The sequence below is a fragment of the Halioxenophilus sp. WMMB6 genome, from assembly GCF_033283405.1.
In the GTDB taxonomy this organism is placed as follows: domain Bacteria; phylum Pseudomonadota; class Gammaproteobacteria; order Pseudomonadales; family Cellvibrionaceae; genus Halioxenophilus.
The window spans coordinates 109,442-131,425 of record NZ_JAWMQR010000009.1; the positions used below are offsets into that span (position 1 = coordinate 109,442).

Annotated in this window: 8 protein-coding genes; 1 reads left to right on the top strand and 7 read right to left on the bottom strand. The window is 60.0% G+C overall.

Features of this window, described 5'->3' with window-relative positions; all coding sequences use genetic code 11:
- Positions 1 to 5: 5 nt before the first annotated feature.
- From SBL51_RS18840 to SBL51_RS18850, 3 genes are all read right to left on the bottom strand, one after another.
- Positions 6 to 1,835 (bottom strand): FAD-dependent oxidoreductase, encoded by a 1,830-nt coding sequence (locus tag SBL51_RS18840; protein WP_317932671.1) that lies wholly within the window; start codon positions 1,833 to 1,835, stop codon positions 6 to 8.
- Positions 1,836 to 2,886: 1,051 nt separating this feature from the next.
- A complete protein-coding gene (locus SBL51_RS18845) occupies positions 2,887 to 3,414 on the bottom strand; it encodes a hypothetical protein (RefSeq protein WP_317932672.1) in 528 nt (175 codons plus the stop codon).
- Between the two features lie 131 nt (positions 3,415 to 3,545).
- Positions 3,546 to 4,631: a hypothetical protein gene (locus SBL51_RS18850; RefSeq protein WP_317932673.1), complete on the bottom strand. Its 1,086-nt coding sequence runs from the start codon at positions 4,629 to 4,631 to the stop codon at positions 3,546 to 3,548.
- Positions 4,632 to 4,958: 327 nt separating this feature from the next.
- Here SBL51_RS18850 and SBL51_RS18855 point away from each other — a divergent pair, with 327 nt between their 5' ends.
- Positions 4,959 to 5,780: a M48 family metallopeptidase gene (locus SBL51_RS18855; RefSeq protein ID WP_317932674.1), complete on the top strand. Its 822-nt coding sequence runs from the start codon at positions 4,959 to 4,961 to the stop codon at positions 5,778 to 5,780.
- A gap of 372 nt (positions 5,781 to 6,152) precedes the next feature.
- Here SBL51_RS18855 and SBL51_RS18860 read toward each other — a convergent pair whose 3' ends face one another.
- The 4 genes from SBL51_RS18860 to SBL51_RS18875 form a co-directional block, all read right to left on the bottom strand.
- Complete coding sequence (locus tag SBL51_RS18860; RefSeq protein WP_317932675.1) at positions 6,153 to 6,527, bottom strand: hypothetical protein; 375 nt, start codon at positions 6,525 to 6,527, stop codon at positions 6,153 to 6,155.
- 121 nt (positions 6,528 to 6,648) lie between these two features.
- Positions 6,649 to 7,101, bottom strand: coding sequence for a hypothetical protein (locus SBL51_RS18865; RefSeq protein WP_317932676.1), 453 nt, complete (start codon positions 7,099 to 7,101; stop codon positions 6,649 to 6,651).
- A gap of 866 nt (positions 7,102 to 7,967) precedes the next feature.
- Positions 7,968 to 13,136, bottom strand: a complete 5,169-nt coding sequence (locus SBL51_RS18870) for an OmpA family protein (protein WP_317932677.1) — start codon at positions 13,134 to 13,136, stop codon at positions 7,968 to 7,970.
- On the bottom strand, positions 13,133 to 21,667 hold the full coding sequence (locus tag SBL51_RS18875) for an isopeptide-forming domain-containing fimbrial protein (RefSeq protein WP_317932678.1): 8,535 nt from the start codon (positions 21,665 to 21,667) through the stop codon (positions 13,133 to 13,135). The genes SBL51_RS18870 and SBL51_RS18875 overlap by 4 nt, the downstream gene beginning before the upstream one ends.
- Positions 21,668 to 21,984: the final 317 nt, after the last annotated feature.

Genomic DNA, 21,984 nt, shown 5'->3' on the forward strand with positions numbered 1-21,984 from the left:
CTGACTCATGATGACTGCTTAACTTCGGCCACCGGCTCGAAGTATTTGACATTGCCAGCTTTGCTCACGTTGTAGGTGAACTTCTGCATGTCCCAGGCGGCCGTTGGGCAGCGCTCGGCACACAGGCCGCAGTGCAGACAGACGTTTTCGTCCTTGACCATCACCCGTTGGGTCGCCAGCAGATCGGAAACCAGCAGCGCCTGGGCGCTGTTGTTGGCCGGCATCTTCAGGTGCTGGCGCAGGTCGGTTTCCGCTTCGCCCTCTTCCACGGTGGTGAAGGTGAGACAGTCGGTCGGACAGATATCGATACAGGCGTCGCACTCGATACACTTCTTCTCTTCGAATACGGTCTGCACGTCACAGTTGAGACAGCGGTGGGCCTCGCTCAGCGCGGTTTCCACGTTGAAGCCGAGCTCCACTTCCAGCAGGCGGTCTTTCACCGACTTGGCGACCTCCTGGTGTGGCACCAGGAAGCGGTGGTCGGTGGTAACGGCCGATTCGTAGCTCCACTCGTGGATACCCATCTTCTGGCTGATCAGATTAACACCGGGCGCCGGGCGCTCGGAGAGGGCTTCACCCTGCAGGAACAGGTCGATGGAGATTGCCGCCTGGTGGCCGTGGGCGACGGCGGTAATAACGTTTTTCGGGCCAAAGGCGGCATCGCCACCAAAGAACACCTGGGGCAGAGTCGACTGAAAGGTCACCTCATCCACCACCGGCATATCCCACTTGCCAAACTCCAGGCCCAGATCCTTTTCGATCCAGGGGAAGGCGTTGTCCTGGCCAACGGCGATACAGACATCGTCACAGGCCAATACCACATCGGGTTCACCGGTGGCGACCAGGGAGCGTTTACCGTTGGCGTCGTATTCAGCACGCACCTTCTCAAAGCGCATGCCAACCAGCTTGCCCTCTTCGATGATGAACTCTTTAGGCACGTGGTTTTCGAACATCTCCACCCCTTCGCGCTCGGAATCTTCGATCTCCCAGGGCGAGGCTTTCATTTCGGCGCGGGGGCTGCGCACCACCACCTTCACCTCTTCGGCACCCAGGCGCAGAGCGGTACGGCAGCAGTCCATGGCGGTGTTACCACCACCGAGTACCAGCACTTTCTTACCCACAGCCTTGGTGTGTTCAAAGGCTACCGAGGCCAGCCAGTTGATACCCAGGTGGATATTGGTATCGCCTTCGGCGCGGCCAGGCAGCTGCAGGTCGCGGCCGCGGGGGGCACCGGTGCCGACAAACACGGCGTCATAGCCCTTGTCGAGAATCGCCTTAAGGCTGTCGATGTAGGTGTTGTAGTGGGTGGTTACGCCCATATTGGTGATGAAGTTAACCTCTTGGTCGAGGACCTCATCGGGCAGGCGGAAACTGGGGATCTGGCTGCGCATAAAGCCGCCACCGGCGGGCTGGTCGTCATACAGATCGACACTGTAGCCAAGCGGCATCAGATCGCGGGCAACGGTCAGAGAGGCGGGGCCACCACCAATCAGGGCAACGCGCTTGCCGTTTTTCTCTGTCGGAATCACCGGCATAGCGGCGGTAATGGCGTCGCTGTTTTTGTTGTCCGAGGCCACCCGCTTCAAACGGCAGATAGCAACGGGCTCTTCTTCCACTCGGCCGCGACGGCAAGCGGGTTCGCATGGGCGGTCACAGGTTCGGCCAAGCACACCGGGGAATACGTTGGATTCCCAGTTGAGCATATAGGCATCGCTGTAACGACCGGCCGCAATTAAGCGAATGTATTCCGGCACGGGGGTATGCGCCGGGCAGGCATACTGGCAGTCCACTACCTTATGGTAGTACTCCGGATCACGGGTATTCGTAGGCTTCACCACTTCCTCTCCAAACAACAACTGTACTGGTTGATTGCAAGCCGGCTACAAGTTTGATGAGTAGAGTGATAATGAGTGATCTGGAAACTCGTCAACGCGGGCATGGGCAGCCTGATGCGTCGGGTAGGGTTTCTCCCATCTGAAGTTGATACGCGGGTACACGCCAGAGTCAGTTGACTCGCATACTTCTTATAAGCACTGTCACAGTTACATCAGACTCGAAGCCAAATCTTCTGCTGAATTTATGTATCGTTATGTCAAAGCCGCCCTAATTTACTGATTTTCGATCAAATAACAAGGAACTTTTTTGGGTTCTGCCGGATATTTCCGGGTTGGCCGGGGCTCGTCTGCGCGCCGGTCACTAACAAGTGGAAAGTAGGTGACCACTTTTCGGAAAAATGGCCGAAAAAGTAATCAGGCTGGAGAACAAAAATATGGCCGGATAGGTGATTGATGGCCCTATATCGCCAGGGATTTCGCTTTCTTAATCCATTAATTAAACGCATATGCGGTCGTTAATTTCCGGTAGTTATTTTAGCTTGATCAAGATCAAAAAAATTGGAAGTGTTCTGCCCGTGGGGGAGGTACTCTCTTTGCCAATCTTTACTCCCGTCTCTTCACGGGTTTCTGCTTAGATTTCTGCACTGGGTCCACGCTATTAGGCTCGTCCAACCGCTGGCCCTAAGCAGCTTTGTTGGTTACCCAAGATTAAAACCATTAGCAGAGGCTGGCGATTTCGTTGACCGTCCAGTCTGGAAAGCTGCTGGCAGTAGGTGTTTAGAGAGGCTCAACTTGCGCCGATCGCAGCCCCAATTTCTCGTCTTATTGCTCGTGGCCGTTTACCTCTTTCCCCGGCCTCTTTCGCCTTGCCTCTTTCCTCTTTCCACTTGTGACTAGTCACTAGGCACTAGTCACTAGGCACGAGGCACTCGCCTCGGACTTAGCAGGCTTCTGTGATTAGGTGCTGGGCGGGGGCCCTAGTCGGCCCCGTTGCGCTTGATGGTGGCCTCGTCTTATGAAAAATGTTGGTTATGCCGTGCTTGGGCACTCATTAAAGTGCCGGTGTTCTGGTGGAGAACTTCTCCACCGTGCTCTGCCACCAGGCGCTGTAGGCGCTGCCAATGGCATTCAAGGTGGCGGCCTGTTGGCTCAGGTCCTGCTGCAGCTGGGTGTAGCTGTCGATCTTCTGGTTGATGATGCGGGCCAGATTCTGCTGCAGGCTCTGCTGCGGCTGCAGGCTGGTGAAGGCCTGCTGCAGGTCGCTGAGGCTGTCTTTCAACAGCTGCTGCTGTGCCTGAGACCAGCGCGTGGTGCCAGCCTGCTGAATATCGCGCAGTTCGCTCAGCGAATCCTGCACATCCTCCTGGCGGTTTTTATCAAACAGAATATTGAGCCACTGGCTGTTGTAGAGAAACTGGTTCATCTGCAGCCCCACCGCCACCAGCGATTGCAGCGGATTAAAGGCATTTTTCAATGTATCGAGCTCCGACAGGGTCGTTTGGCCAAGGCTCGCCAGACGTTGCAGGGCGGCTTTAAGGTCGGCATCCAGGGCCAGGGGTTGGGTGGTGGCAGGCAACATATTTTTATTCTCTTAGCGTTAGCGATTTATAGGTAGCGTTGACGAATTGTGGTTAGCGATTGCGGTTTGTTTGTAGAAAGAGATAGCGATTTGTAGAAAGCGATAGCGGTAAATGGTGGCCGTGAATGACATCAGTCAACGGCCTGACCGAGACGATCGATCATGGCGCGCAGCGCTTTTAGCTGCGGCGCCTGCTTGCTGTAGTAGTCGGGTTCGGCGCTGTCGGGCTGGGAGTAGCCCCAAAAATCCCAGCAGCCTTGAGGGTTGAACGGCTCCTTAGAGGAGGGCTGCACCTGCGGGTAGAGCACCACAATATTGTTGGCGTCGGCCACCGGGTTGTAGCCGGTTTGGGTGTAGTAGGCATCGTCGATCACCTTGTAGCCCTGCAGGCAGCCGTGAATGGCAACGTGCAGCCGGCAACCGCCCTGGTAACACTGGGCGGGAATATAGACGAACGCATCTTCGCTCATGCTGGTGTAGTCGCTGTCGATAAACTCGGCTTGGTCGAAGGTGACGATATCGCCACTCAATTTATGCTTATCTTTTTTGGCGGGCTTCAGATCGGGGTAGAGCTGTTTGAGCAGTTGTGTGGCCTGGTCGAGGTCGCAATCGTTGATAAACGGCGACTGGGTAATATCGCAGGCGTTTTCGTTGCCGTTGTTGGTAATAAAGGCATGGCCGGCATCCACGTTGGTAACATAGTCAATCGACTCCGCCGGCAGCCCCAGCCCCAAAAAATATTGGTAGGTCTGATCCATCACCAGGCGGGTCACCACCTGGTCGGCTTCACCGCTAAACAGGTAGAGGTGGTCGTTTCTGAGGTTGCTAATCGGGTCGATACTGCCGTTGGCGGCGAGGGTTTCGGTCAGTTGTAAAAGTGCCGGGGTGTTGGGGCCAACGGCGGCGGTGAGCGGATTCATACAGGAGGTGGTGGCGGTGGTGATATTGGCTTGCAACTCCCAGGAGCGGGCGCAGAGGTAGGGGCCGCCGGCAATCACCGCCGCGCCGGTCATAATGCCGGAGTTGGCAACATAGAGCTGTACCGTCATAAAGGCGCCGGAGGAGAGGCCGGAGACCGAGACATCACTCAGGTCCACCTGTAGAGCTGGCAATGGCTGGGCGGAGTCGTGCACCGTGTCGGCCAGAACATTTGCGGTTAGCAGATTCACCAAGAGAAAAAGCAGCGCGTTAAAACGCAGTGGGGCGCGGTTGGGCATCGTCTCAGTCCACAGTAATTATCGGTTTTATGGTGCGCCCGAATGGGCAGTGAAATTGACAACAACAGCAAGGCGAGAAACAGCGGCGAGTATAAAGCGCATCGCGGCTGGTTTGCTATGGGTCTCAGGCGCCATCGGGGAACCTGCTGCAATGTTGGCGTCTAACTCGGCAGCCAAGCTGTCCTCGGCAAGTGTTGCTTAGCTTAGCTGAATACCAGTGGGTCATATTTATAACGCCGGTTAATAAAGCGGAATCCGACTGTTAATACCATCCAATCCAAGTTGGCGTATACTTGCGCCATTTTAAGCATGAGGGAAGCCAAGACTATGAAGCGCATTGTCGGAATTGTGTGTGCGGCTATCACCGCCACATTGATTGTTGCCTGTACCACCAGCCCCACCGGGCGCACGCAGTTGATGATAATCTCGCCCGAGTCCGCCATCGTCGAATCCAAGGCCGCCTACCTGAGCACCATGCAGTCCCTCGATGAACAGCAGAAACTGGTCACCGACCCAACCACCGTCAAACGCATTCAGACCATCACCGGCCGCCTGGTCACCGAAGCGGTGGCCCGCTACCCAAGTTCGCGCAATTGGGAGTGGAGCGTGGCCATTATCGATGATGCCGAGACCCTCAACGCCTGGTGTATGGCCGGCGGTCGCATGGCGATCTACACCGGCATTATCTCCAAGCTCGATCTGAACGATGACGAAATTGCTCAGATCATGGGCCATGAAATCTCCCACGCCCTGGCCAACCACACCGCCGAGCAGATGTCGCGCGCGATTGCCATCAATATGGGCGTGACCGCCGTGGGGGTGGCCTCGGATAACAGCGGCATCGCCCTCAGTGCCACCGCCATTGCCGCGCAACTGGCCCTGCAACTACCCAACAGCCGCACGGCGGAGTCCGAAGCCGACCGCATTGGCATCGAGCTCGCCGCCCGCGCCGGCTACGCGCCGGAAGCGGCGGTCACGCTTTGGCAGAAGATGAATAAACAGGGCGGCGACCGGCCACCGGAATTTTTAAGCACCCACCCGTCACCGGGCAACCGGGAAAAAACCCTGCAGGCGCTGGTGCCAGAGATGAAAGCGCTCAACCCTCAGCAGGTAAAAGCGGCGGTGCACGCGATTACCATAGTGCAGTAAGGTCAGCGTTGGATTTTAATCGGAGGTTGGTGCGCCAACCTCCGAGCCTCCGTTAAATATCCCCTCGATTTTTGAATTATTGGCGCATTAATTTTTCGGCTCACCTCCTCCCTTCTTTCCCTCTCTTTTCTTTTTTCCTCTTCCTGGATGGTGTGGCTCGCACTATCGGGCTCCACTTTTGGGGTTTGGTATTTAAATGGTGGTGTTGGCGCCAGCCGATTACTGCGGCTTGTTCCTAGTGTTTCTGCCTGTTGGGGGTGGTTGCCTTTTTTAGCTTCGGCGTTTTTGGTTTGAGTGAATTAAATAGGTTTTGGAGTGAGTTAAGTGTTTCCTGTTGTTAGTTAAATGCTTCCTATTGTTAGGTGAATGTCTCTATTGAGCAGAAAATTGCTGCTTGCCCGTAGAAAAATGGTTGTCAAAGATCCGGCATAGTCGCTGCGAAAGGCAATTTGCCGGTTGCTTGACTACTTTTGCTATTGGCTTGGGGAAAATTGCGGGTGGGAGAGGCATTTTTCTATCTGGTAGTAGCAAATTGCTGGTTGGACAGGCCTTTTTGCTGGTGATAAATAGGAATTTTCCTATTGGTCGGGAGAATTTTCTGGGTTGAAGAGGCAATTTTTCTACTTGTGTGGGCAAATTGCCTGTTGGGGGGGATTTTGTTTTTGGTGTTTGGGAATTGTTTTCTTGTTGAGTTTGTTTTTTCGATGGCAATCGAAACAAATAAAGCCTAAATATTTCGCTGTTCATAACAGCACTGCTCTCTGCCTTCTCACCAGAAGGGTGAGCAACACAACTCAGCAGAGGCAGTCTTCAGTCAATTTATCTCACTGCGGTAAGCCGCAACGCAAGGCCCGCCCAAAGCCAACCACTAAACCGATTTACACTCGCCAACAATAACCTGCACTCCATCCCGCTCCTCTTTGCGAATCACAAACCAACCATGCTCACAAAAGCCGGTACTCTGCAAGCGCTCGCTTAACCGCTCGAGCACCCTCTCGCCGTCATCCCGGGGACGACCGCCGCCAGCGCGCATGCCGCCTTCCGGTGGTGAACCGCCCATGCCGGGGCCGCCGCCAGGGCTTCTGCCGCCCGGTGCACCGCCGCCTGGTCCGCCGCCACCCGGTCCACCACCAGCAGGGCGCCCGCCGGGGCCACCGCCGGCGTATTCGTAGGTAAATTGTTTGAGGCCGTCGTCGGTGATGTTGGTAATCAGCGCTTCGGCCAGGGGCTGTTCGTGTTTGGGTGCGCTGGAACAGGCGCTGAGCAGGGCCAGGCTCAGCAGGGCCAGACTGGGCAGTGAAGGGGTTTTAAGTCGCGACATTTTCAATTCTGAGTTGATGAACAATGCGCCGTGAGGCGGTTGGCCTTACGGCAACTAAGGAAGAGCTAGGGCCTGTTAACACTAATTTAGCACCACTGCTGGAGGTCAGTTTTTTGTCCAGCTAGGCGCCAGACTTGCCAGGTAGTGGGCCTACAAAGCAGCTGGCAACAACGCTTGGCAAAAAACTGGCCCCAGCCCGAAGGGTTGAGCCTGAAATGAGCTCGCTCGTTGTTGCTCACCGCTGATTTGGGCCCACCAAACTACGCGGCTCGCGCCTAGATGGAGCCCATTTCAAGCTCAACAGTGGTGCTAAATTAGTGTTAACAGGCCCTAGGTTAGTGGCCGAATGTGCAACAAAACAGGGGGCAAATGGGGAAAGAATGTGCAAGTTGATTTTCGATTGAGGAGGGGGGCTGTGTGGCTATCTGTTTTGGCGGCGACGCCGGAGATTTAGCAGAGGGGTTCGACAAATAGGTTTTGAAAATTAGGTTTCGAAAATTAGATTTCAAAAATTGGTTGAGAGAAACGGCTTCCGCGAAATGGGTTTTGGGAAAAGGGTTTACTGAGTGGCTTTTCCAGAGCGAATGTTCGCCGCTGGCGGGTCGCATCTGCGTGTCAAAAGAGGGTGGGTCTCTTGGCGACAATTTAAAATTTGGGGGAGTGGACGTTAGCGCTGAGCGGCCAGCTATAGCCCGCAGTTGGCGGACGTCGATGTTGGCTAATCCGAGTTGGGCAATCGCAAAATTTCAGCCGGCCGCGGTTATCCCGCGCCCAGCCTCCGTCAATTGGTGGGTGGGGCTTAAGCCAGAACCTGCCGCTTAAACCCGCACGCGCCTTTTAACTTGCCAGCACCAAGGTCTGCACGCTTAAAACTTGCCGACCGCATTGATAAAGATGCCTTGGCTGTCGTAACTGAGATCGGTCAGATCGTCGGAGAAGTCGGTGGCGTTGTAGCCGACCCCTACCTTCAGGTGATCACCCACGTGGCGGTAGATGCCGGCCAAGAGTCCGGCGCGTTGGTCCTGGGCGTCGGGCAGGTCGAGCAGACGCGCTTCGATCAACAGATCCCACTTGTGCAGCAGGTGCCAGTCGGTGCGGAAGATGTAGAGGTAGGCATCACTGCTGAAGAACTCCGGGTCGACCCGATCCAGGCTCAACTCGCCGCGGCGCAGGGCGTATTTGCCGCCCAGGCTCAGGTGGCGGTTAAGGTCGTAGGTGATGTCGGCGGAGAAGATGTTGCTCTTCTGCACATACTGCACGGCGCTGCCGGCCAGGGTCACCTGGTCGGTGGCGGGCAGGTTGTAGAAGTAGGTGTACTTCAACAGGGCGTTGAGTCGATCGCTGCTCACCGGACGATAGGCGTAGCCGACCACCGCCTCGGTGAAGTTGCCGTCGTAAAACTCACCCAGGGAGCTTTGGCTCTCGGAGATATTGAGTTTGCCGATCAGGCGCCAGCTGTCGGTCAACTGCAGTTTCAGGCTGCTTTTGCTCAACCAGGTTTTGCGCTCGGAGGTGAGTCCGGTGGTGGCGCTTTCGGTATCGTCGGTGCGGTACTCCAGGGCGCTGGTGATGGTGGTGTCACCCCACAGGTAGCCGACGTTGGCGCCAAAGGCGGTACGCTCGGTCTGGGCGGAAGTCTGCCAATCCTTGAGGGTGGCGATATCCAGGTTGAAGCCGTAGTTCCAGCGGTCGTTGGGGGCCAGGTCGATACCGGCGGAGTGGGTCAGGCCGGTGGGGGTATCACCGTGGCTGTACTTCTCCTCCATGTAGACGCTGGCGCTGTCGGAGTAGCGTGTGCGGAAACCGGAGACCAGATTGCCACTGCGCGAACGCACGCCGTTGTCGGCCCGTTCATTCTCCACCGCGTAGGTGGTGTAGAGGCTGGTGCGGTCGGAGTAGAGGAACTCGCTGCCGATTCGGCCCAGGGTGCCGAGGTCGCCACCGGACACTTCGCCGTCCATGATCAAGCGCTTACTTACCCGCAAACGCCCGCCCACACCGGCGCGGTTGTTGTCTTCGCGAGTGTCGGTGGCTTCCAGAGTGCCCTGCAGGTAGCCGTAGCTGCTCCAGCTGCCCAGGGAGTCGTACTCGCCCTGCAGGCGCAGGTCGGTGCGTTGACCCTCCTCCTGAGTGACCGGCACCACCACCGAGTTGTCGGTGCGGTCATCCAGGCGCAGGCCGCTGCTGAGCGTCCAGTGGTCGTTCAACTGGTAGTCGCCATCCAGCGCCAGGGCCATGGTCTCCAGGCCGTCGGTCTGGTCGCGGAGATCGAGCTTGCCGCGCATATCCAGGTTGTCGAGCACCGGCACCGCCAGGCTGCCACCGTACTGGGTGACGTCGCGGTTGGTCTGCAGGCCGGGGGCGGCGTAACCCGCCTCGACACTCTGCAGGTAGGCGGTGGCCTGGCCTTTGAGGCCAGCGTGCAGATCCTCCAGCGCCACTTTGCTGTCGAGGCGATAGGCGCTGGCACTGGCGTTTTCATCGGTTACCGACTGGTTGTCGAAGCTGTAGCCGCCATCGATGGAGGCGAGGGTGGTGACCCCGGTGCCATCGCTCTGGGCGGCTTCCAGTTTCACCCAGGTGGCGGCGCTCTTACGCCAGGTGAGGTCGAAGCCATTGAGGCTACCGTCTTCGTCGTCGGTCTCGTTGCTGTGCAGGTTAACCCCCAGGCGTACCTGCTCGTTCAGCCAGTAGTGGACCTGGCCACCCAGGGCCAGGGTATCCAGCTCGCCAAAGGCGGGGGTGTACTCGTAGCGGGTTACCAGGAATACCTGGTAGCCGATGCCGGTGTCGTTGTTGACCAGCATCTCCGAGGCGCGGCTGGCGGAGAGCGGTTCGCTGAGCAGTACCCGGCCCTGCAGGTAGTCGAGCTCGTAGTCGAGGCCGGGCACCAGGTTTTTCACCGCCACCACCAGCCCGGAGTCGGGGTCGCGTACCTCAATGCGCACCGTCTCTGAACCCTGCAGCAGATCCTCGTGGCGCAGGAAGTAGAGCGAGCCACCGGTGCCGCGGAACTCGTCGCGGCTGGCGACGGTACCCGGGTCGGCGACAAAGCCGTCGACGGCGATGCGCTCATCGCCAAAGCTCAGCACGTTGTCTGACTGCCAGTGGCCGTTGGCACCGTAGAGGGTGCGGTCAACCAGGGCCAGGCTGTTATCACTGTAGTCGACGTCGAAGTTACCCCACAGGCCGTAGTCGTCCTGCTTCTGTAACTTGACGTAGAACTTGCCCTGGGTGGGCGCCATCTCCTCCACCGTGCTGTCGTCGCCAAAGGTGGGGTAGAAGTAGTCCGGGTCCAGGCGCCGGAAGAGGGCGTCCGGGGTTTTGTCGAGGAAGTTGGAGAAGAGGTTGTCGAGCTCATCCTCACGGGTGTCGGCACTGCTCACCAACTGCCAGTTGTCGCCAAACTTGCCGTTGGCGTAGTAGGCCAGACGCCCTTCCAGGGAGACGCCATTGTCGTAGTGGATATCGTCCTGGGTGACCAGCTTGGCCGGGCCGTTGGTGCTGTCGGTGGCCAGGGTGATATCGGCCAGGCCGACGTAGAACCAGTCGTTCTTTTTCAGCTCCAGGTCGCGCAGGAAGAGTTCGCCATTGCCCTGTTCATCGAGTACCGCCACCTCGACGGTGTGCAGGCCCGCGGGCAGCAGCTCTTCGGCGACAAATTCACCCTGCTCATTGAGCGGCACCGGGTGGCCGGCGACCCACACCGAGTGGCCAGGGGGGATGGCGTCGCCAGAGACCTGGATGGAACCGCCCGAAAGGGGAATGTTGTTCAGCTCCAGGCGGTTTTCACCATAGCCGGTCAGCAGCTCGCGCTCGGCGTCGGCGGCCTGCAGCTCGTCCGGGTCGACGCTGTCGACCAGCCACAGGGACTGGGCCTTGGTCTCATCGAACAGGCCGTCGCTGTTGTAGACCCGCAAACGGTAGTGCAGGTGGCGGCGGACACCGGAGAAGTGCTCCTGCTCAGCGCTCCACTCGCCCGCGCCGTTGGCATCCAGCGGAATCACCGCCAGCGGCTCGTCGCGGCTCGACTGGCCGGCCTCAAACAGGCGTACTTCGGCGTGGTCGATGCGTTCGCGGTAGTTGCTGTAGAGCTTGAAGCGCACCTGGTTTTCGATGGCGCTGGTGTTGAAGTCATCCTGGAAGCGAATGGTGGTCGGCCAGGCGGTGACATTCAGGCGCGGTTTGAAGGCCAGGTTGTCGTACTTCAGTTGAATATCGGTCCGCTCCAGGGCGACGTCGGTACAGCGTTGGACGTCGGCGACACTTTTGCCCGGGTCATCCACTGGCACACCGTCGACGGTGATACGCATCAGGTTGAGGGCAAAGGGATTCTGGGTGGCCACTTCGCGGGTGATGCGGGTGATATCCAGCGCATCCAGATCGTCGAGGATGGCCAACTCTTCGTAGAGCACATCCACCACCACCCGGGAGCGGTCGAACTCGACGAAGCCTGAGTTGACCACATCGTCGGTCTGCACATAGCCGTAGCCTTCAACCAGCACCTGTTCATCACTCAGGCCGATAGCGTTGCGCACCTGCTCCATTACTCGTCGGGCGCGGGCGGTGGAGAGGCCGACATCGTCGCCATAGACGGCGGCGGTACGTCGCTCCAGGCGCTCGTTGGCGATGTAGCCGCGAAAACGCAGGCGCACCCGGGCTTTGTCTTTCACCTCGTCCATCAGGCGCACCAGGCGCTGGCTGTAGCCGGGCGGGACAATGGGCTGGCCGCCGTCAAACAGCACCGGCGGAATCGCCCCGGACGGGGGATCGTAGACCCGGGTGACGGTCTCGGCGCCGGACTGCTCGGGGCACATCTGTGGCTCGTCGGGCAGAGCTTGTAGCTGGTCGTCGTACCAGAACTCCACCTCGATGCGGTTGTTGAGCATGCGCCCCTTTTCGGTGGCGTTGGAGGCGATGGGCTGATCGACCCCCTTGCCGAGACTGTCGACCGCGCGGCTGGGCAGGCCCAGCGCCTCGGCCACGGCCAGGGCCACCCGGCGGGCGCGGGCGCTGGCCAGGCTCTCGTGATTGCCGTAGAGGCGGGCATCGCGGCCGGTCAGCGGCAGGTTGTCGGTGTGGCCGATAAAGCGCACCACCACATTCTGTTTGTTGTTGAGGTTGGCCAGCCCCTGGCGAATCTGCTTCAGGAAGTTGGCCGAGATCTCGGTGGTCTGCTCGTCGTAATGCAGAGGTACCACCAGGTTGCGTACCTTGGCGCGGTGATCGTGGCCGGCCTTATAGGTGAGCTTACAGACGGTCTCCACCCGGCACACCTTGAGCCGGTGCATCTGTTCGGCGACCAGTACCTCTTTCTCCACCTCGACATCGGTGATCTCGTCGTACCACACCTCCACCTCAACCCGGCGGTTTTTGGCGCGGCCGGCGTTGTTGCTGTTGCTGGCGATCGGCCGCGATTCACCCATCCCCTCATAGGAGATGGATTCCGCCGGCAGGTCGAGGGCCTGCTGGAAGAACTCGGCGGTGGTACCGGCGCGCTCGCGCGACAGCCCTTCGTTGTCGCCATAGATGGAGGCGAGTTCGGGACTCAGGCGGGCGTTGTCGGTGTGACCGACAAAGTGCAGGCGGACATTGGCGCGGTCTTTCATCTTAACCAGCACATCGCGCAGCAGCGCCACGTAGCTGGGTGGAATATCGGCTTCACCGGAGGCGAAGTAGATCGGCGGCACCACGTTCTGCAGCTTGACGGTGTTGATGTTCTGCTCGGTGACCTGCTGGGTCTCCAGGCGGTCGCCCTGGCTGTTGTCATCGTCGGGCATCAGCCACTGCCGGGCGTAGTCGGCGCTGTTCATCTGCTGCTCGGTGTTGTCACCAAAGCGCTGGTCGCGGTAGACAGGCTCGGCGTAGAGCGGTGTGGCCGCCCAGTCGACGGCGCCCAGGCTCCAGTCGAGGGTACGGCCCATCCAGCCCTGGGCCCGCTCGGGGTTGGACTCTTCAGCGTAACCCTGGCCGGCCAGCAGGCCGAATCCCAGGGCAATTAGCAACGGTTTTTTCATCAAGGTGATCGGCTTCATTTCAACACCCTCGACTTATCCGGTGGCCCGCCCCGGCGCCAGAAGATCTCCGTCTCGACGGTGAGCTTGTAGCAGCAGTCGAGTTCGCGCCACTGCTCGGCAATGGTGGCTTTGAGGGTGGCGACACGCTCTTTCACCAGGCTTTCGTTTTCCACATCGGCCAGGTAGGAGAGACGCAGGATCGCGGGTGACTTTTGCAATTCGTTAAGCAGCATGGGGATGCGCGGCAGCCACTGCGGACGCATCTCGGTGGTACCCGGCTGGAAGACGCCATCGGCGATATCCAGGCGCACCACCCGGTGCAGGGAGACCCCAAAGTTGAATTTCACCGCTTTACCGCGGGTCAGGCGCTGCACCCTTGGGTTCTCGCTGATAACCCGATAGCCCGAGGGCAGACTGCGCTCGTCCAGCTTGAGGATAAAGTTGGAGCCACGCAGCTCGTTGGGCACGGCGGCACAGGTGAGGTGGAAGCGGCCGTCGGCGTCGCTGGTGATCACCAGGCCGGTGGCGCTGACCACGCGGGCGTTAGGGATCCCCACTTCGCCGCTGTCCTGATAGCCGTTGGCGTTACTGTCGTTGAACACCTTGCCGTAGACATCGGAGCAGTCGAGGGTCGGGTCGGGCACCACGCGTACGGCGGCGCTGGCGGTGTTGGAGACCGGCTCCTGGGTGAAGAAACTCTCGACGTGGGCGCGGTTGATGTATTCGCCTTCACCGACGCCGGCACCGGGAATGAACAGCAGCTCGATGGTGCTCTCGGCGTTCAGCTCCAGGTCGATCTGATCCCAGCGCAGCTGGCCACCGACCAACACCGGCTCCAGCGGCAGGCCGTTGTAGCGGGCGGAGCCGGGCACGTACTTGAAGCCGGGCGGGAAGGTGTCGACCACGCTCAGGTCCTGCAGCGCCGACAGATAGTCGTTTTCAATGGTGAGCGTGTAGGGCACCAGATCGCCGCGCGAGACGTTCACCTTGCCGGCCACCTTGCGGATGGCGACAGCGGTGTCGAGGATCGGGTCGAGCGGGATGTGGTTGTTAAACAGCTGGTTGTCGCCGGGCACAAAGCTGTTGCCGAGTGCCAGGTGCAGATAGTAGTTGGTGCCGGCGCTGCGAATCGCCACCGAGGTTGGCGGTGCCGTCTCCAGGGCCACCACTTCACACAGGTCAGCGGTGGTGGGGAAGGCGTCGTTGGCACTGCCGGGACAGGAGGGCACGTCAAAGGCGGCCGTGGTCTCGTCGTTTTGCGGCGGAATCAGGCGCGAGGCACCGGTTTCATAATCGGCCGTGGGCGCGGTGACGCGAATCAGATAGCTGTCGCTGGTGCTACAGGCGGCCTCGCTGAAGTTGACGTCGAAGCGGTAGAAGCCGAAGTCGGTGGTGACCTGGCTCTGTTGCGCTTGGTCGTCAAAACAGGTGGCCGGCAGCGGCTGCAGGCTGCTGCCGTTGAGCAGCTCGACCGTGGCGCCAACAATGGGGGTGCGGATGATCGAGTCGTAGATGACGCCGTTGGGCAGCAGCGGAAGATTGAGGTAATCGAGCACGCTGTTGCCGGCCACCACAATCTGGTCAATCGCCTGCAGACTGTTGACGTAGGGCGAGTCGGCGATGCCGAGCTTGGCTGTGGTGACGGTGGCGTTGGGCTGAATAAAGCGCAGACCATAGACAAAATTGGCGGTGTCGTTGGGCGGCAGGCCAATAAAGCCGTAGAGACCGTCGGCGTCGGTGAGGGTGGTGGCGATCAGCTCGCTGCCGCGGTAGAGCTCCACCGTCCAGTTTTCAAAGCGGGTCTCGTTGCTGTCGACCGCCTTGTCGTCGTTGCTGTCGCGCCAGACGCTACCACCCAGGTTGGCGGTATAGGTGGGCGGCGCGCCGATAACCACTGCCACCGAGGCGGAGTCGGTCTGGTTGTTGGCCTGCCAGTAGACCTGAGCGGTGTTGATCACCGTGGTGCCGGTGGTCAGGTTGGCATCCAGGCTGGCTCGAAAGCGCAGGGTGATCGAGTCGCCCGCGGCCAGGTCACCATAGTTGGAGCTGTAGTCGGCGGTGACGGTCGGGTCGACAAAAGTGACGCCAGTGGTCACGCCATTGAGGGTGGCCGAGTTGGCGGTGTAGAGCAACTGGTCCGGGTCGGGCAGATCGAGATTATCGTAGATGATCACATCCGTGGCTGGCAGGGAGCCGATGTTCTGCACGGTAATGGTGTACTCGAGCTCATCGCCGGCCAGTACCAGATCGCCGTTCAGGTCGGCCACGGTTTTGACAATGGCGAGCAGCTGCGCCGGGCCCACGATACTGACGGTGGGCTGGTCGCCGTTGCTGTCGATGCCGTCGGCGTCGGTCGGTTCATCGGCCTGTTGGTTACTGCTGACCACACCCTGGTTGACAATCTGGGTGCCGGTGGTGGCGGTGGCGGCGACTATCACGTCGAACACCACGGTGGCACTGCCGCCGGCGGTGATCACCCCCGGTGCGGCGCCATCATTGGAGTAGACCATAATGCCGGCCGCCAGTGGCGACTGGCCGAGGTCGGGTTGATTGACCGGCTGACCGTTGAGGGTGGTGCTGTCGGCCACATAGAGGCTGTTGGCCGGCACCGCATCGACCAGGCTGACGCCGCTGGCGTCGACGTTACCCAGGTTGCTGATAACGATGGTGTAGCGCAGGGTATCGCCGGCATCGATCACTCCCGCCGAGCCGTTATCAACCACCAGGGCCACGGTTTTGGTGGCGTCGAGCAGTGGCGCGTAGCCAACCACATCGACGGTGGGGTCATTGGCGGTATCGGTATCCGGGTCATCCGAGGGTACTTCGGCAAAGGGTCCGCTGCCGGCGCCACTGCCGTAGACAAAGCCCTGGTTGGCAATGGCAGTGCCGCCCACGGTGCGCAGATCGATCACCACATCGAAGGTGATGGTGGCGGTGTAGTCGCTGCTGGCGGTGTAGTCGCTGCTGGCGGTGGCGTCGGCCGGCATAAAGCCGACCGTGCCATCCGCCGGCGCGTTGATGGCCAGGCCATCGCGCAGGGGCGATACGCCCGCGGCCGGGTCGGCCACCGGATTGCCGTTAAGGGTGGTGGAGCCGGCCAGATACTGGGTGTAGGTGGGGATCTGGTCGCGCAGGGTGACGTTGCTGGCGTTCTCATTTCCGTAGTTGTTGACGGTAATGGTGTAGCGCAGGGTGTCGCCCGGCTGCAGTACCGCCGGATCGCCGCTGATATCGTCGGAGACCTTCTCCACCCGCCACAGCGGCGCCGAGCTGATGGTGGTGACGGTGGTGCTACTGGGCGTGGTGGGCAGGTTGTCGGCGGTGATGGAGCCGGTGTTAAGCACCTGGCTGCCGCTGGTCAATACCGGCAGCAACTGCGCGCTGAACACCACGGTGATGCTGTCGTTGCCGTTAACGTCGCCGGTGGCGGCCAGGGTGATGTTGCGCAGGTCAATCAGGCCGGTGCCGTTGGCGCCGCCGGTGGCGTCGCTGTTACTGCTGTCGATGCTGGCCGGTAGGCTGATGAACTGCAGGGTGCCGGGCACAAACTGTGCGGCCAGGCTGTCCTGCAGCACACCGTTGGTGATGGGCACGACACTGTTGTTGGTCAGCACCAGGCTGTAGCGCAGGCTGTCACCGGGGCTGGCGTCGAGGCCTGGGTCCTGGCCGGTGCTGTCGTTAATCACACTCTTGGTGAGGGAGACATCCAGGCGCGTGGTCACCGTGGTGGTGACCGGGCCCACGTAGTAGTCGTTATAGGCGGGGCTGTTGCTGCCGTCGCGCTCATAGGGGTTGGCGCCATCCTGGCCGCTCCACCGGCTGCTGGCGCTGTTGGTCAGATCCTGGCCTGGCTGCACGCCAGCCAACACCAGCACATCGTAGGTGATGGTGATGGCGGTGCCCTCAACCACATCGATATCGGCGGTGGTGTTGGCCAGATCCCAGGTGAGGGTCTCGGCCGTGGCCACGCCATCGCCACCGTTGGTGAGCGGGTCGTTGATGGTGTTGCCGTTGCCGGTGACAGTGGCGGTGCCGGTCTGGTAGAGCAGTCCCAGGCTGAGGGCGTCGTCGATGGTGAGATCGAAGGCGTCGCTGAAATTATCGGTAGTGGCGCCGCCCTGGGCGGTGAGGGTCAGGGTGTAGCGCAGGCTGTCACCGGGCAGGGGGGCCGCACCTGGGGTGGTGAGGTTGGCCACCGCCTTGGCGATCGTAACACTTGGCTCAATGATGGTGACCGGGCCGCTGCTGCCGCGGGTGTCAGCGGCGGGGTCGAGGCCGTCGTAGGTGTAGTCGGCCGTGTTGCTGAAGCTGACGCCGGCATTGGTGTCGTCGCTGTTTACCACGCGTGTGGTGAGGGTGATCAGTAACTGGTCACCGGCCACAATTTGCGGCACCGCCAAACGCACCTGGCCGGGGGCGGCGCTGTTGTCGGTGAGAGCGACCGGGTTGCCTTGGAGGTCGACCGCCGTGGCGCTGACGTACTCCAGCGCCACTGGCAGGTCGTCGTTGATCTGGACGTTATCGAGAGTGGCGTTCTCCACCACCGCCGGCACGCGCAGCTGGTAAACCACCTCGTCGCCGATGGTGGCCTGGTCGGCGCTGACCAGGGTTTTACTTAAGCGGGAGATGCCGATCTGGTTGGTCATATAGACCTGGGCGACATCGACCGGTGTGTAGAGGCGGCCATCCAAGGCGAGTGGTCGCGAGCGGTACTCAGCCAGGGTGGCGCTGTTGTTCCAGGTGGAGAAGGGGGCGATGTCGCTGTGGAAACCGATGTTGTAGGTGACCGTGACACACTCGTTGACCGGAATCGGGGCGGAGTCCTGCAGGGTGATCTCTAACACGCCACCGCGGGCGGGCAGTAACTGGCTGTAGTCGACCCCTTGGTTGAGGGTGACGCCGGCCACACTGACCACCGGTGGGCTGGCGACCAGGTCGGTCTCATCCAGCTCCATGGGCAGCTGATCGCGAATAGTGGCGCCATAAGCCGGGGCCAGGCCGTTATTACAGGATTGCACCTGGAAGCTCATGCTGTCGGCCAGGATATCCACCTGATAGGGGTCGAAGGCGACGCCACTGCCGGTGCGGCCGCCCTGCACATCGACCTTGGTGATGGCGCTCATGGCCGGTTGCAGTACGTAAATGGTGGCGCTGTCGGTGAGACGGGCGGGGTCGAGCAGTGGGTCGCCGCCGGTGTAGCTGAGCGACGCCTGGTTGGTGAGGCTGTTGCTGGTACTGGTATCGACCCCGATGGGGGCGTCATCGGTCACCACCTTGGCGCGGTACTCAATCACTAATTGATCAACTGGAGTGTTGTCTCCGCTGGGGGTGTTGACGATATCGCCAAAATTCCACACCAGGTTGCCGGTATCGCCGTTGGCCGGCTGGCTGCTCAGGCTATAGGTGAAGGTGCTGGCGCCGGAGGCGGGGCTAATACTGACCAGGGCGTCGTAGGCGAGGCCGGCCGGCAGCACATCGCTCACCACCACGCCGCTGGTGGTGTACTCCTGCAGGTTCAGGGTGAGCTGGTAGTTGACGGTATCACCGACGCGCAGGACCGGGTTACCGGCGCTGGCCGGGTTCTCACTGAAGCTGTCGCTGACCACACTTTTCGTGAAGCTGGTGTTGTCGGCACTGCTGACGGTAACCGTTACCGGGCCGGCGCAGTAGTCGTTGGGGGCGGCGATGGCGGGGCAGCCGAGGCCGTTACGCTCGTTGGCGGCGCCCTCGTCGAGAGAGGTCCACTCGGCCACGGCGTTGTTGATCAGATCGCCGGTGGAGGCGTCGTCCACCTGCACCTGATAGGTGAGCACCAGGGTATCGCCGAGGCCCACATCCAGGCTCGAATCTTCGTTCAGGTCACCCCAGATCAGCTCACCGGTGGCGAGAATATCGGGAGTGGCTACGAAGCCCACCATATCGACACCGTTGAGCTGGGCGCGGGCCGAGCCCGGTACAAAGCTGAGGGCGGCGGCGGGGCTGTCGGTGATGCTCAGGTCAAAGGCGCCGGAGTTGCTGCCCACGGCGTGGCTTAAGGTGATCTGGTATTGCAGGATATCGCCGACGGTGGCGGTATCGGTGGCGGCCTTGCCGGCCGGGGAGACGTAGCTGACGCTCTTGGCAATGTTGAGGGTCGGCTCCAGTACCACCATGGCATCGGCGGTGTCGCCAGTGCCGGCAATCTGCGAGCCGGCGACGTTGTTGATGCGGTTGAAGGTGTAGCTGGCGGTGTTGCTGAAGGCCAGGCCGCGGTTATTGGTGGTGGTGTTGAGCAGTTCGGCGGTGATCTCAATCACCGCCTGACCACCGGCGGGGATATCGATACCGGTGGAGGCATCGACAATCACCGCGTTGCTGCTGGTGCCGGCGTTGCTCAGCGCCCAGCTGCCACCGGCGATCACCCGCGCACTGACGTAGCGGATATCCGCCGCCGAGGCGCTGAAGTCATCGAGAATCCGAACATCGTAGATGGCGGTGTTGATCGGCGTGGCCGGTACGGTGATGGTGTAGGTGAACTGCTCGCCAATGGTGGCGGAGGTCTGGCCGTTCTGCTTCAGCAGTGGCCCGGGCGTTTGGATGGTCACCGGGGTCGGGTCTTCATCGCCCAACACGCTGGGGTCGGAGACGCCGTTGACGAAGGGGTCATCACTGACGGCGAAGAAGTCGTCGCCGATGGCGGGGGTACCCTGGTCGGCGTGCAGGATGGCCCGATTATTGACCACCCTGGCGTTGGCCAAGGTGGACAGCAGATCGATCTCAAAGACGATATTGAGCTCGGTGCCGGTGCCGACATCCAAAGAGCCGCCGCCGCCGTTGATCACCAGTGAGCCGGTGCTGGTGTCAAAGGTGTAGCTGGCGCCACTGGCATTGACCATGTTAAAGCTGTTCAGGTCGAAACTGGCCGGGTCCAGAATATCGGTGACCTCAATGCCGTTGATGGTCTGGTCGACGTTAAACAGACGCAGGGTGTAGCGGATGGTGTCGCCGGCGATGGCGACGGTGGCCGGAAAGTCACCGGTAATGGCATTGGTGGCGGTCTTCTCGAAGAAGTAACCGGTCAGTGCCGTGGTGACAATGTAGGCATCCTGGAAATCGTTAACGCCAACTGTGCCATCGGTGATGGTGGGGTCAAACACCCGGCGGTTGGTAGTGCTGCTGTCGCCGCTGTACCAGATATCGGCACCGATAATATTTTTGAGCGGTTCGGTGTCGCCGGTGGTGTCGGCATCGAGCTCGCTGACGTAGGTGAGGATTAACATCTCGCCGGCGCCGATACTGGCGGCGGCAGAGGTGGTGGTGAGGGTGAACTCACAGGCCGGGAAACCGGAGTAGGTGAGGGTGTAGTCGGTATTCTCCACCAATACCGCGCTTACCGGGGTGACGCCATCGGCGGCGAACACCTGGGCGGTGAGGGTCGCGCCCGGGTCGGTATCACACATACCGGCCGGGGCCGAAGGCACATCGGGCAGCAAGTCGGTGAGGGTGATATCCCAGGCCGGGCTGCCGCCGACATTCTGTACCTCGATGGTGTAGGTGACCGGTACCCCGATGTTAACCGCGGTCTGGTTGGCGGTTTTGCTGACAAACAGTGACGGCTCAGAGATGGTGATGGCCGAGGCGATACCGCCCTCACCGGGCAAGGGGCTAAAGAATTCATCTTCCAGCAGACCGTCGCCGTCAGCGTCGAAGCTGCCATCCTCAAAGATGCCGTTTTCATCCAGGTCGACCCAGCGCGAGAACTCCCAGTTGGCGGTGTTGATAATCTGGGTGCCGGCAACGTTGGCCACCGGGTCGTTATCCACTTCGACGGTGATATCGATATAGATCTGCTGGCCGGCGTAGATGGTGTCAGCAAACACAAAGGTGAGCAGGCCGCCGACATTGGTGAAGGTGTGCGGTACGGTGAGGCCACTGCTGGCGAAGGTGACCGACGGGGTGCCAATCAAAGTGAGCGAGGCACCGGTGGCGTTGAGATCGTCAGTGAGGGTGACATTGCCCAGGTCATTGGGTGAGGGCTCGCCCGCCGGTACATCCATGGAGGGCAGAATCAAACGGTAGGTAAACTGCTCGCCAATACCCACTGTCGCTATGGGTGAGCGTTTGTCGATGGTCTCGTTGGGCAGAAACAGATCCTGACAAACGCCGGAGAAGGCATCCTCCAGAGAGTTCACCACCCACAGTTTGTGGGGGATGTTGGCACAGGCCATGTTGCCGGTGTAGTAGACGTTGTCAAAAATGATCAGGTGGATGGACGGATCATTGGTCTGGAAGTTGATGTTGGTGCTGAGCGGATTGGTGATCGGCCAGTTCTGAAAAGTACAGGAGACGTCGATGGTGATTTGCGTCGGTGCCGTGCCGATGATGTTGCCGTCGATAAGACCGCCGTAATCAGAGCAGAACTTCTCCGCCGCTTGCACAGGGGCGGTAAACAGGGCTGCGCTGGCCAGCAGCAGGGCGAAGGCCAAAAAAGCCCACAGGCTGCGCTGATGGTTACCGGCGGAAGCGCCGAAAGCGGTGCAGGTTGAAGCGTGATACCTACGCATAGTCATGGGCCGCAAACTCACTGGTCACTCGTTGATAATCGAACTGCGATTAATTTTTTCTTTTCGGCTGTTGAATGCATTTCGTTAGCCTGCTTCCTTTCCAATCGACCCAATAAATTTCGTGCGGCAGTTACGGCAAAACAACGACTTATTGGGCAAAAAAGTTGTCTACAATCCGAAATTCAGAGTGCCAAAAAAGGCGGCATTCGTTTACCAAAAAAGCGACAAAAAATAGATAAAGTTAATCCAAAAGTAGACGCTGGTTTCGAGCTTGGCCATTGTCCTGGAAGTAATCTTTGGACTTTTTTTTAAATCGTAGAACT